At 44.5% G+C, this 12,619-nt stretch carries 11 protein-coding genes; 10 read left to right on the forward strand and 1 reads right to left on the reverse strand.

The genetic code is table 11. The features are described 5' to 3' along the window. Positions 1 to 121: 121 nt before the first annotated feature. From Q8R38_01550 to holA, 4 genes are all read left to right on the forward strand, one after another. Positions 122 to 487: a PilZ domain-containing protein gene (locus tag Q8R38_01550; GenBank protein ID MDP3790710.1), complete on the forward strand. Its 366-nt coding sequence runs from the start codon at positions 122 to 124 to the stop codon at positions 485 to 487. Between the two features lie 93 nt (positions 488 to 580). Continuing rightward, positions 581 to 2,233, forward strand: coding sequence for an outer membrane protein assembly factor BamD (gene bamD / locus Q8R38_01555; protein MDP3790711.1), 1,653 nt, complete (start codon positions 581 to 583; stop codon positions 2,231 to 2,233). A 22-nt stretch (positions 2,234 to 2,255) separates the two neighbouring features. Further along, positions 2,256 to 2,804: an LPS assembly lipoprotein LptE gene (lptE, locus tag Q8R38_01560; GenBank protein ID MDP3790712.1), complete on the forward strand. Its 549-nt coding sequence runs from the start codon at positions 2,256 to 2,258 to the stop codon at positions 2,802 to 2,804. Beyond that, on the forward strand, positions 2,798 to 3,811 hold the full coding sequence (gene holA / locus Q8R38_01565) for a DNA polymerase III subunit delta (GenBank protein MDP3790713.1): 1,014 nt from the start codon (positions 2,798 to 2,800) through the stop codon (positions 3,809 to 3,811). Before lptE ends, holA begins: the two co-directional genes overlap by 7 nt. Here holA and rpsT read toward each other — a convergent pair. Further along, on the reverse strand, positions 3,794 to 4,063 hold the full coding sequence (gene rpsT / locus Q8R38_01570; GenBank protein MDP3790714.1) for a 30S ribosomal protein S20: 270 nt from the start codon (positions 4,061 to 4,063) through the stop codon (positions 3,794 to 3,796). The genes holA and rpsT overlap by 18 nt on opposite strands. Positions 4,064 to 4,133: 70 nt before the next feature. Here rpsT and murJ point away from each other — a divergent pair, with 70 nt between their 5' ends. The 6 genes from murJ to lnt all read left to right on the forward strand — a co-directional run bounded on the left by murJ (position 4,134) and on the right by lnt (position 12,619). Next, a complete protein-coding gene (gene murJ / locus Q8R38_01575) occupies positions 4,134 to 5,663 on the forward strand; it encodes a murein biosynthesis integral membrane protein MurJ (GenBank protein ID MDP3790715.1) in 1,530 nt (509 codons plus the stop codon). After that, positions 5,645 to 6,904: an excinuclease ABC subunit UvrC gene (locus tag Q8R38_01580; protein ID MDP3790716.1), complete on the forward strand. Its 1,260-nt coding sequence runs from the start codon at positions 5,645 to 5,647 to the stop codon at positions 6,902 to 6,904. Before murJ ends, Q8R38_01580 begins: the two co-directional genes overlap by 19 nt. Beyond that, on the forward strand, positions 6,901 to 7,191 hold the full coding sequence (locus Q8R38_01585; protein MDP3790717.1) for an MGMT family protein: 291 nt from the start codon (positions 6,901 to 6,903) through the stop codon (positions 7,189 to 7,191). Before Q8R38_01580 ends, Q8R38_01585 begins: the two co-directional genes overlap by 4 nt. Positions 7,192 to 7,230: 39 nt before the next feature. Next, positions 7,231 to 8,347 (forward strand): peptide chain release factor 2 gene (gene prfB / locus Q8R38_01590; GenBank protein ID MDP3790718.1). Its coding sequence is split into 2 segments (ribosomal slippage): positions 7,231 to 7,299 and positions 7,301 to 8,347, totalling 1,116 coding nucleotides; the frame shifts between segments, so codons are not numbered across the junction. Further along, the gene (gene secA, locus Q8R38_01595) at positions 8,340 to 11,084 is read left to right on the forward strand and encodes a preprotein translocase subunit SecA (protein ID MDP3790719.1); all 2,745 of its coding nucleotides are present in this window, start codon (positions 8,340 to 8,342) and stop codon (positions 11,082 to 11,084) included. Before prfB ends, secA begins: the two co-directional genes overlap by 8 nt. Continuing rightward, positions 11,069 to 12,619: an apolipoprotein N-acyltransferase gene (lnt, locus tag Q8R38_01600; GenBank protein ID MDP3790720.1), complete on the forward strand. Its 1,551-nt coding sequence runs from the start codon at positions 11,069 to 11,071 to the stop codon at positions 12,617 to 12,619. The genes secA and lnt overlap by 16 nt, the downstream gene beginning before the upstream one ends.

Consider the following 12,619-nt stretch of genomic DNA (forward strand, 5'->3'; position numbering starts at 1 on the left):
TTTTTTATATTTTACCTTGACAAACAGAGGATCATGTGGTATATTTGTCGCAACGATAAATAGTAAATGTACGGAACAACGCAATTATTCTTAAGTAAAACCAAGAAGGTGAAGGTAAGTTATGGAGATGCAGCCAGGTAGTATTGTAGAAAGGCGTCGCACTCAGAGAATAGATTCGAATTTGCCGGTAAGGTATAAAAACCTAAGAACGACCACGTCTCCAATGGGTTCGCTGACTAAAGATATCAGCGAAGGAGGTATTCGTTTTAAAACCACAGAGTTTATTTCACTCGCCTGCCGTCTTGTGGTAGAGATTACCATTCCGACGGTGCAGAGGCCGATAAAAGCCATATCAAAAGTGGCATGGATCAGGAAGGCTTCTTCGGGCAATCAGTATGAGCTCGGAAATCAATTCCTGGAAATATCAAAAGAGGACAAGGCTGCGATAACGGATTATGTTAGCCGCCTCTCCAGCGCTACCACCTAAAGTAATAAAACGACTTTCAAATCTTCTAAAACTATACTCCAAATTATTCTTTGACCTTCATTATACTACGTGGTATAATTCGAATCCTACCATATGAAAAAGAATAGTCTCTATATAATATCGTTGTCCCTGATATGTATTTTTGCGTTTGCCTCGGATGCCTATGCCCCATGGATATGGACTCCTGAGACAAAGAAATTTACAAATCCTAAGAACGCGGTAAAAGACACTCCTAAAGAACAGTTCGACTGGGCCATGAGTTTCTATGACGCCAAGGACTATCAGCGCGCGTCATTCGAATTTGATAAATTAGCCAAGCAGTATGAATTTTCCGATTATGCCTCAAAATCCCAGTACTATGTGGGCCTTTGCAATGAGAATATGCAGAAGTATTACACAGCATTCGAAAGTTACCAGAAGGCCATAGACAATTTTCCACATCTATCCAATATCGATGAAGTGCTTGCCCGGCAATACGCGATAGGCCTTATATATCTGGAGAAACCCAGCCCGAAAGTCATGGGCAATGATATCATGGCCCCCCTTGACAGGGCGGTGGAGATATTTAAAAAGGTGGTAGAGAACGCGCCATACGGGAAATACGCTCACGACGCGCAATTTAAGCTGGGAGAAGCGCTAAAAAAGAGCGAGAGGTATGACGAGGCCGTGCAGGCATATCATAAATTGGTCGAGGATTATCCAAATTCAGAGCATGCCACAAAGGCGATGTATGAGGAGTCGCATTGCGCTTACAAAGCGTCGCTAAGGCCAGCTTATGATGCCAGCGCTACCGACAGCGCAATAAAGACTTTTGAGAAATTTGTGAATAAGAATAAAGACTCCGAGCTTGCCCAAAAAGCCGATAAAACCATGAAACGGCTTAAAGATAATGTAGCCGAAAAATCGTTTGAGACGGCTCAATTTTATGAGTCCCAAGGCAAACCCGCCGCCGCGATAATATATTACCAGGATGTTATAGACACATATCCAGACAGTTCTTTTGTCGATAAGGCAAAAGCCAAGGTAGAAGCGCTGAAAAATCCTAAACCCAAGAAGGTTGCGGCTCCTCTTGAATTCAAAAAAAAACCGAGGCCGGTAAGCCAGGAGGCGCAGAAGAAGGCCCCCTGGAGGCCATTGAGTTTTCTGGGCGCAAAGAAGCAAGATCCTGCGCCATCGCCAGTGGAAACTCCTAAGCCAGTCGAAGTTCCTAAAGCCGAGCCTGTAAAAATTATTGCAGAGACACCGGCTCCAGTGCCGCAGTCGCAACCATCTGTGGTTGAACCCGCGCCGGAGGCTGTGTCGCAACCGCCGGTAGAAGCTCCAAAAGCTGAGGAAGCGCCGCAAGCATTAGTAGAAACTCCCAAGGCAGAGCCTGTTGCGCAAGTGGTCGAGACTCCAAAAACCGAAGAGGTGGTTGTTCCTGTTCGGGAGGCTCCAAAGAAAAAAGCCTGGAAGCCGTTCAGTTTTGACTCCAAGAAAAAAGATGTGGCTGTCCAGACCAAAGAGACCCCAAAGAAAGATTGGAAGCCGTTTAATTTTGATAAAAAGAAAGAAGCCGCAGCCAAAACTGAAGAGGCGGTTGCCCAATCCAAGGAAACACCAAAGAAAAAAGCCTGGAAGCCATTCAACTTTGACACCGAGAAAGAATCCGTTAAAGAAGTCCAGAAGAAGGAATGGATACCTCTGTATTTTGGCACTAATGACGAGCCGATGGGGGTCAAGAGACCGGAAGCTCAAAAACTTTAATAAAGTATAAAAGGGGTCGAAAATGGGAAAGATGCGTTTGCAAAAATTTGCTGTGATATTATTGGTCACGCTTTTTTTTATTTCCGGATGCGGTTATACGACAAAATCGCTCCTTCCTCCCAATCTTAAGACTATCTATGTGGATAACCTTGTGAACAAGATAAATTTAACGGCGGAATCCAATGATGACAGGATGTACCTTAGTTACAGGCCGGGCATGGAGATAGAAACATCCAGAGTGATACGCGATAAATATCTGTCTGATGGTAACCTGAAAGTGATAGACTCCGAAGATGCCGATTTGACACTTAAGGGCGAGCTTGTGGATTTCAGGAACGAGGCATTGCGATATGACAGGAATGATAATGTGCAGGAATACAGGATTAGGGTGGTTGTGAATATAGAAATGATTAATAAAGACGGCAAGGTTAGATGGAAAGAGAGCGGCTTCGCGGGTGAATCGCTTTATACTACTACCGGACCACTTGCGAAAAGCGAAAGAACCGCTGTATTAGAAGCCGAGGCTGATTTGGCCAGGCGTGTTGTGGAGAGAACGATTGAAGAATGGTAAGCCCCGCCGCTTTTTCTAATCCCGAATCTCCCTCAAGAAAAGGCGGGGTAAACACAAGTCCCGCGGTAATTCTGCTTGTCGGAGCTGAAAAATATCTTAAAGAAAAATCAATAAACGACCTGCGCTCATCGCTTCTTGACTCTTCCGCCGCGGAGTTGGATTATAAGGTACTGCACGGCACAGACACATCCGCGGATGAAATACTTTCCTCGGTTTCAACCATACCGTTTTTCTCATCAAAAAGGCTCGTTGTAGTAAAGGACTTCGAAAAGCTACCCAAAGAAGATATTCTCCGCCTGGTTAATTATATCAAAAAGCCAAATCAATATACCTGTCTTGTAATTGATCTAAAAGATGGTGCTATGCTAAAGGATGACCCGTCGCTTGGGCGCTATGTAAAGGTGCTGAAATTTTCCGATCTTACAGAGATGGAAACTCCTTCCTGGATCTCGAAATTTGTTTCATCCAAGGGTAAGAGCATAGATGAACGCGCTATAGAGATATTAAGGGAACTGCAGGGCGGCAATATGCTTAATTTATCGCAGGAACTGGAAAAACTTATAACTTATATCGGCCACCGCAAGTCTATAACGGTATCCGATGTGGAGGGTCTTGTAGGAAAGAGCGTTATTGCATCGGCATTTGATATTGCGCATGCCGCCGCCGAGATGGATACCTCAAAAGCTATAAGCATAGTATATGAATTGGCGTCATATGGGAAGAAGCCACATGAGGTTATAGGGCTTATGGCGTGGCATTTTAAGACTTTGTTGAAGATAAAAGCACAAGCCTCTTCAGGGCGCACAGAAAATGAGATAATCCAGAGTTTGAGAATGCCGAAAAAGAGCGCCCACGCCCTGTTAACGCAAAGCGCGCTATATTCTCATAAGGATTTAGGATCGAAGCTGCGAATTTTGCTGGATGCGGACCTCGGCATAAAAAGGGCAAGGTACAGCCCTTCATTAATACTGGAATTTGCTATTATAAGATTATGCCTTGGGAACTGAAGCGATCTTTTTTGTGAGGCGGGAGATCCTGCGTGAAGCAGCATTCCTATGAATGATTCCTTTTGAAGCCGCCTTATCTATCTTTGAAGCAAGAGTTTTCAAAAATGTCTTTGCCTCGTCGGTTTTTTTTGCCGCTACCAGGCTGTCGAATTTCTTTGTTAGCGAATTTAGTTCCGAACTTAAAGATACGTTTCTGACATGTCTTTTCTTCGATTTTCTTAAATCTTTAAATGAAGCTCTTTTTATTGGCATCTTTTATCATCCTTCCCTTTTAGGGGGAGAATTATAGCACGACCAAACATATGTAGTCAAGGGTTTTATAATGAGTAAAAAACACCTTATTAAATCCACCGGCGTAATAGGTATAGCTACCGCGATAAGCAGGGTCTTGGGTTTTGTCCGCGATATAGTAATTGCCAACCTTTTTGGCACCAGCATGGTTGCCCAGGCCTTCTTCATAGCGTTCAGGATCCCCAATAGCCTGCGCGATATAGTAGGTGAAGGGGCCATGAATTCCGCGATAGTGCCGGTATTGACCGAATACAAAACGAAGAGCGATGCTAAAGAGTTTCTGCGCGTATCAAAGATACTATTCAATATATCATTTGCGGCGCTTTCGCTTATTACCCTGCTGGGAATGATATTTTCACCTCTTATAGTGCGTCTTATAGCTCCCGGGTTTGCGCGCGAGCCGGACATATTGAACCTTACTACGCATCTTAATAGAGTGATATTCCCCTATCTTATATTAATAGGCCTGACGGCCTATACTATGGGTGTGTTAAATACTCTTAAGAATTTCGCGAGTTCCGCTTTTGGGCCGTGTCTATTAAATATTGCCCTTATAGCAGCCGCGTTATGGCTGTGCCCCCGGTTTGGGGTTGCGGGGCTTGTTGCAGGTGTACTCATCGGCGGTGCTTTGCAGTTGGGATTAAACGTAGTTACGATGTATAAAAAAGGCATAACGATAAACTTTAAGGAAGGATTTAAACATCCCGCGGTAAAGAAGATAGGGTTACTTTTAATGCCCCGCGCTTTTGGTTCGGCCATTTATCAGGTAAATATATTCGTTGATACTATGGCGGCGTCACTTGCCTGGATAGTAGGATCGGGAGGCGTTGCAGCGCTATACTATGCCAATAGGTTAATACAATTCCCTCTTGCCATATTCGGCCTGGCGCTGGCTCAGGCAGCCCTGCCGAAATTAAGCCAGGAATTCGCGACGAATGACATACCTCGCATGAAGGACACGCTCTCATTTTCTTTGAGGACGACATTTTTTATTATGATACCGGCAAGTGTCGGCCTGGCGCTTTTGGGAATGCCGATAATAAAGCTGCTTTTTCAAAGGGGTGAATTTAACGAATACTCCACTTATATAACGCAAAGCGCTTTATTCTTTTATTCATTCGGAATTTTTTCTTATAGCGGCGTAAAACTTCTGGTTACATGTTTTTATTCTATGCATGACACGTCAACCCCGGTGAAGACGGCTTTTATGGCCGTAGTAATAAATATCATACTTATAATAGCCCTTATGTGGCCGCTAAAATTGGGCGGGATAGCCTTGGCAACCTCAATTTCCGCGACATTTAATTTTGTTGCCTTATATGTATTGCTGGAAAAGAAGCTCGGACATCTGCATACCAAAGAAGTGGTGAATTCCTTTATGCGTATTTTATTATCGAGCATCGTCATGGGTATTGTGTTGAAAATTCTGTCAGCCCGCCTCGCAGGCATCGCAGGGCTGGTTTTGGCAATAATCGCGGGCATAATTACTTTTATGGCAGCCGCTTACATATTCAGGGTAAAAGAAATGAACAGGGCTTTTGCATGGGTATTAAAGAGATAGTAGCAAGCTTACCTCAATCTCCCGGCGTGTATATAATGAAGGGCGTATCGGGAGACGTTTTATATGTAGGCAAGGCCAATGACTTAAGAAAAAGAGTCTCCAGCTATTTCCAGAGATCACGCGCCCATCCCCAGCGCATCGAATCGCTTGTTTCCAAAATCGCGAATATAGAATTCATCCCGGTATCAACGAGTGCCGAAGCCCTGATTTATGAAAACGGCCTTATAAAGCAACTATCCCCAAAATATAATGTCGCGCTCCGCGACGACAAAAGCTATCCTCTTCTCAAGCTTACTGTAAGTGAAAAATTTCCGCGGCTCATCATGACTAGAGAAAAGAAGGGGGACGGCTCCATATACTATGGCCCATATACGAGCGCTAAACTTTTGAAAGAAGCGCTTAAGATACTGCAAAAGCTCTTCCCCCTAAGGACATGTAGTAAGATGCCTGCCAGCCGGCCAGGCAGGCCAAAAAAAGAATGTTTACAATTTCATATACAACAGTGTGTTGCCCCATGTTCTGGCAGGATAGACACACAGCGCTATAACGACCTTGTCGCGCAGTTAAAATTGTTTCTTGAGGGCAGGCGCGCCGAGCTTCTTAAATTTTTGTCCAATAAAATGAAAGAATTGTCCAAAAGCGAAAATTTTGAAGAGGCGCTTGAATACAGGAATAGGCTGGAAGCGCTTAGCGTTATAAAGGAAGGCAGCGTTAGTTATACCCCTATGGACGAATTGGAAGAATTGCGGAGAATATTGGGCATAAAGGATAAGCTGGAAAGGATAGAGGCGTTCGATATTTCTAATATAATGGGTGACCAGGCATGCGCCTCGATGGTCCACTTTTATAAGGGTAAGCCCAATAAAAACGAATATAGGAAATTCAAAATTAAAACGGTATCCGGCATGGATGATTACAGCATGATGAGGGAGGTGGTGCGCCGCAGATACGCGCGAAGCCTGAAAGAAGAGAAAGCATTGCCCGATCTTATAGTTATAGACGGCGGAAGAGGCCATTTGGGCGTAGCTATGGATGAGCTAAAGAAATTGTCTTTGGATAATATTCCTACAATAGGTATAGCTAAAGAGTTTGAGCGTATTTATGTTAAGGATAGGAAGGATCCTATAGTATTGCCTAAAGAGTCAAAATCGTTGCACCTACTGGAGCGCATTCGCGATGAAGCGCACCGTTTCGCGATATCCTACCACAAGAAGCTTATGTCTAAGCGTATATTCAAATGAGACACAGCGGCAAAGGGAAGAAGTTGACAGAATTTGAGAAGAAGGTCTATGGAGTCGTGTCAAAGATACCCAAGGGCCGGGTGCGCTCATACAAATGGGTTGCCGCGAAAATAGGCTACCCTAAAGCCTGTAGGGCGGTAGGCAACGCGCTTAATAAGAATCCTTATATAGGCATCGTTCCATGCCATCGCGTTGTAAGGTCAGATGGCTCAATAGGAGGATTTGCCAAGGGCCAGGTTAAGAAAGAGAAACTTTTAAAGGGCGAATTGATTGACCTTATATCATAATATTGATATAATCATCGGACTAACGGAGGATGCTGGCAAATGTTAGACCAGATAAAAGAAGAACTGAAAAAGACGGAGGGGAAGCTAAAGACCCTCAGAGGTTATCTTTGACATAGATTCAAAGATAGAAAAGATAACGTCGCTGGAAAAAGAGACATTGGCAGAGAATTTTTGGGCCAATAAAGAACGTTCACGGGAAGTTGTAAAGCAGCTAAAATCTTTAAAGTCCGCGGTAGATCCCTTCTTAAAGACAGAAACAGGCATAAAAGATATACGTGATATAGTAGAAATTGCCGGAGCGGAAGACGCGGAATCCTTAACGCATTTCAAAGAAGAACTTTCTAAAATAATCCGCCGCATAGACGAATTGGAGTTCAAAGCGCTTCTGGGCGGGGAGGCGGACTCTAATAACGCTATTCTTAGTGTCAACGCCGGGGCAGGCGGCACGGAAGCCTGTGATTGGGCCGGTATGCTGTTAAGAATGTATACGATGTGGGCCGAGTCTAAAGGATATCAGGTTACATGGATAGACCAGATGGCGGGTGAGGAAGCGGGAATAAAGAACGCCACTTTGCTTATCAAGGGTGATTACGCGTATGGTTATCTAAAGTGCGAATCCGGCGTTCACAGGCTGGTAAGGATATCTCCGTTCGATTCCAACAAAAGACGACATACATCATTTGCGTCCGTAGATGTGATACCCGAAGTTTCCGACGAAATAAAGATAGAGATAAATACCGCTGATCTTAAGATAGATACATATCGCGCAGGCGGAAAGGGCGGCCAGCATGTTAACAAGACCGACTCGGCGGTAAGAATAACGCATCTTCCCACCGGCATAATAACTCAATGTCAGAATGAGCGCTCGCAGTTCAAGAATAAAGATATGGCTATGAAGCTAATTAAAGCCAAATTGTACGAAAGAGAGTTGGAGAAGAAGGCCAAAGATACGGAAAATGCTTATGATGCCAAGAAGGATATCGAGTGGGGAAGTCAGATCCGCTCTTATGTGCTTCATCCGTACAAGATGGTCAAGGACCACAGGACGGATTTTGAAATGGGCAACGCGGATGCGGTGCTTAATGGGAAATTAGACGGATTTATCGAAGCGTATTTAAAAGGGGCGAAGGGCCAGGGGGCAGAGAAAGATGCTTAATTTTATACTGAAGAGAATAGTGGGCACGCAGAATGAGAGGATAGTTAAGTTATTGCAGCCCACGGTAGACGCCATAAATGCTCTTGAACCCGCGATATCGAAATTGTCGGATGCCGAGCTTCGCGCAAAGACGGATGAGTTTAAGTTGCGGATACGAGCGCGCCGGAAAGATTATCAGGATAGAATGGATGAGGTGGCGGAACTTTTTAAGAGCTCGACCTCGCCCGAAGAAAAAGAGAAGATAAAACGACGGCTACGCGATATTAAGAATGAGATATTCGCCGAAGTCCTGCCCGAAGCGTTCGCGGTTGTAAGGGAAGCTGCAAAGCGTACCCTTAAGATGCGCCACTTCGATGTTCAGTTGATGGGCGGTATAGTGCTCCACCAGGGTAGGATAGCCGAAATGGCTACGGGAGAGGGCAAGACGCTCGTTGCGACATTACCCGTATATTTAAACGCTTTGACAGGCGAAGGCGTACATGTGATAACGGTAAACGACTATCTTGCCAAAAGAGATAGAAACTGGATGGGGCCAGTATATGAATTTTTAGGTCTTTCGGTGGGCTGTATATATCACGATATGGATCAGGCCGAACGCAAGAAAGCTTATGACAGCGATATTACATACGGCACCAATAACGAATATGGGTTTGATTATCTGCGCGACAATATGGTGGTCCATAAAGAGGATATGGCGCAGAGGGGCCATAATTACGCTATCGTTGACGAAGTCGACTCTATCCTGATAGATGAATCGAGGACGCCTCTTATAATATCCGGCCCAGCGGAAGAGTCTACCGATAAATATTATACGATAAATAAGATAGTGCCGCGGCTTAAAGGCAAGATAATCACCGACAAAGAAGAGATAGAAGCTAAATATAAAGGCGTAGACATAGAAAAAGGCATCGACTATGTCGTTAATGAAAAAAATCATACCGTTAATCTGACGGAGGAGGGTATTTTAAAGTGCCAGGAGTTTCTCGGCGTAAAAAATCTTTACGATGATATACAGTCAGAATGGGAACACCATATAAGGCAGGCTATAAGAGCGCACGCGCTCTATAAAAAAGACGTCGATTATGTTGTCAAAGACGGCGAAGTTATGATAGTGGACGAGTTTACGGGACGGCTGATGCCCGGCAGGCGCTGGTCTGACGGACTGCATCAGGCGGTCGAAGCTAAAGAGAATGTTAAGATAGAGAGAGAAAATCAGACGCTTGCGACAATAACATTCCAGAATTATTTCAGGATGTACAAAAAACTCGCCGGTATGACCGGAACTGCTGAGACGGAAGCGGTGGAATTTAGCAAAATATACAGCCTTGATGTAGTTGTTATTCCCACCAATAGAGCATTGTCGAGAACGAACCATGCCGATGTTATATATAAGACCGAGAGGGAAAAATTTAACGCGGTATGCAAAGAGATAGCGGATCTTCATAAAGAGGGCCGTCCGGTTTTGGTAGGAACGATTTCTATAGAGAAGAGTGAGCACTTAAGCAATCTTTTGAAGAGGATCGGCATACCACATCACGTACTTAACGCGAAATATCATGAGATGGAAGCGGAGATAATATCCAAGGCCGGCCAAAGATACGCGGTGACTATAGCGACAAATATGGCGGGCCGCGGAACAGATATAGTTTTGGGCCAGGAAGTTGCCTCTCTGGGCGGCTTGCATGTGCTGGGCACCGAACGCCATGAGGCGCGGCGCATAGACAATCAGCTGCGCGGCAGATCGGGAAGGCAGGGGGATCCGGGTTCCAGCAGATTTTATTTATCACTGGAAGATGATCTGATGAGAATATTCGGCTCCGACAGGATAAAGATGGTAATGGAACGGCTTGGCATGGAGGAAGGGCAGGAGATACAGCACGGTTTTATTACAAAGGCGATCGAGACGGCGCAGAAAAGAGTCGAACAGCACAATTTTGAGATAAGAAAGCATCTATTGGAATACGACAACGTGATGAACAGGCAAAGGGAAGTCATATATGATGAAAGGCGCAAGGTCCTGCACGGAGAAAATATAAGAGATTATATTTATGAACTGATGGAAGAGGTGGTGGATTACGCGATAGATACATATCTTAACGAAAAGATGAGGGTTGATGAATGGGATTTTGACGGATTCAGGCAATATCTTGATTTAAGATTTTCCGTGAAGACAGCCGACCTCGCGCTCGAGGAGATGAGGGTGCCGGAAATTAAAGATGCTGTAATTGAACGCATGAAAAATGTTTACGGAGAAAAAGAGAAGGCGCTAGGTGAGCAGATGGCGCGGTATCTGGAACGCATGATACTGTTGCAGGTAATAGATACGCGCTGGAAAGATCATCTTTATGCCATGGATAGCCTAAGAGAAGGAATAGGGTTGCGCGCTTATGGACAGCGCGATCCTCTGATAGAGTATCAGCATGAAGGTTATGATATGTTCATGGATATGATAGACAGGATCAAGGAAGAGACCCTTGAATATCTGTTTAAAGTTAAGGCCGTTAAAGAAGAAAAAGAGTCTCAAGTATTCGATTTTTCACGGCAAAAACTTGTTCATCAGGAAAAGAGCCAGTTCGAAGGCGTTGCGGCGCCCCAGGCGCAGGAAGCCGCTTCTTACGAGGGGCAGCTTCCCGAGGAGAAAGTGGCCACTTATCATAGAGAAGAACCGAAGGTCGGCAGGAACGATCCCTGTTCGTGCGGAAGCGGGAAAAAATATAAAAAATGCTGCGGAAAATAAATCTGATTATTTTATCGGCGGGTTTATTAATATTATCATTTCCTCCTTTTAATATTTGGATATTTGCCTGGGTATCGTTCATTCCTTTATTATTTGCCTTAGAAGATCAAAAACCTTTAAAATCATTTTTTATTTCATATCTCGCCGGATTTTTATTTTTCCTCGGGACTATATACTGGTTGATTCACGTAACATTGCCGGGAATGCTTGTTGTGGTCGCGTATCTTGCCTTGTATTTTGGACTTTTTGGTTTGATTTTAAGTTGCGTTTGGCAGGGTGATGATAATAAGCGGTTAATTCTGATACCTGCATCATGGGTCGCTCTTGAATGGATGCGCACCAATGCGCTGACCGGTTTTGGATGGAACCTTTTAGGTTATTCCCAGAGCTACAATCTTCCGATAATACAGATCGCGGATATAACAGGCGCGTACGGAGTAGGTTTTTTAATACTGATGTTTAATGCAGCGTTATATATTTTTGTTAAAAATATCAGGAGCGCGCAGAAGAGACACATTCCTCTTGTCATTACCGCTTCTTTGCTGTTGATAATCTCCGGATATGGAATATTCAGGCTCAATAATATATTTACCGGAGAGAGGTTGAAAGTCGCTGTTGTGCAGGGGAATATCCCGCAGGATGAAAAGTGGGATCGTCGTTTTACCGATATGATCATGTCCAGATACCGGGACCTCACTAAAGAAGCCGCTTCGTCAGAAAAGATAGATCTTGTGATATGGCCCGAAACATCCGTGCCGGGGTTCATCCAAAATGAAAAAGAACTTTTTGATATTGTCTACAATCTATCGATGGATATAGCCGCGCCGATCCTTGTCGGCGCTCCCAGGTATGACGACAAGTCACAAGATGATTCTTACTATAATAGCGCCTTTCTATTTTTGAAAGACGGATCTGTGGACGGCCACTACGACAAGACTCATCTGGTGCCATTCGGCGAGTATGTGCCGTTAAAAAATCTTTTATCGTTCGTCCACAGGTTTGCGCCCCGGCCAATAGGAGACTGCGCCGCCGGCAAGGACTTTACGGTATTTAAATTTTTGCTTGAGCGCAGTATAAAGGATGAGGGCTACAGCTGGAAGCTGTCGAAAAAGGTCAGTTTTTCATGCCTTATATGTTTCGAAGATATATTCCCCGATATCGCGAGGCGGTTTGCCGGAAAGAATATAGATTTTCTTGTAAATATAACTAATGACGCATGGTTCGGAAGGTCAAGCGCCGCCTATCAGCATGCGCAGGCGTCCGTATTCAGGGCGGTGGAAAACAGGATCAATGTCTTGAGGTCAGCGAATACGGGATTATCGTGTTTCATCGACCAAAAGGGGCGCGTTACCGCGAGAGTTATGGGTGATGGCAAGGATCTGTTTGTCAGCGGATTTAAGGCGCATGAAATAATTCTTTCCAGGACAAGGACTCTGTATACCGTATATGGAGACCTATTCGCGTACATATGCATATTCTTAACCGTATTCAGTATAACAAGATGTTTAAGAGAGAATAGCCGGAGAAGTTCTTAA

This window comes from Candidatus Omnitrophota bacterium (genome assembly GCA_030695905.1).
GTDB lineage: Bacteria > Omnitrophota > Gorgyraeia > 2-01-FULL-45-10 > 2-01-FULL-45-10 > CAZHPY01.

Coding starts and splice junctions, on each gene's coding strand:
- Q8R38_01550 (MDP3790710.1), top strand. CDS start 122: ATGGAGATGCAGCCAGGTAGTATTGTAGAAAGGCGTCGCACTCAGAGA.
- bamD (MDP3790711.1), top strand. CDS start 581: ATGAAAAAGAATAGTCTCTATATAATATCGTTGTCCCTGATATGTATT.
- lptE (MDP3790712.1), top strand. CDS start 2,256: ATGGGAAAGATGCGTTTGCAAAAATTTGCTGTGATATTATTGGTCACG.
- holA (MDP3790713.1), top strand. CDS start 2,798: ATGGTAAGCCCCGCCGCTTTTTCTAATCCCGAATCTCCCTCAAGAAAA.
- rpsT (MDP3790714.1), bottom strand. CDS start 4,063: ATGCCAATAAAAAGAGCTTCATTTAAAGATTTAAGAAAATCGAAGAAA.
- murJ (MDP3790715.1), top strand. CDS start 4,134: ATGAGTAAAAAACACCTTATTAAATCCACCGGCGTAATAGGTATAGCT.
- Q8R38_01580 (MDP3790716.1), top strand. CDS start 5,645: ATGGGTATTAAAGAGATAGTAGCAAGCTTACCTCAATCTCCCGGCGTG.
- Q8R38_01585 (MDP3790717.1), top strand. CDS start 6,901: ATGAGACACAGCGGCAAAGGGAAGAAGTTGACAGAATTTGAGAAGAAG.
- secA (MDP3790719.1), top strand. CDS start 8,340: ATGCTTAATTTTATACTGAAGAGAATAGTGGGCACGCAGAATGAGAGG.
- lnt (MDP3790720.1), top strand. CDS start 11,069: ATGCTGCGGAAAATAAATCTGATTATTTTATCGGCGGGTTTATTAATA.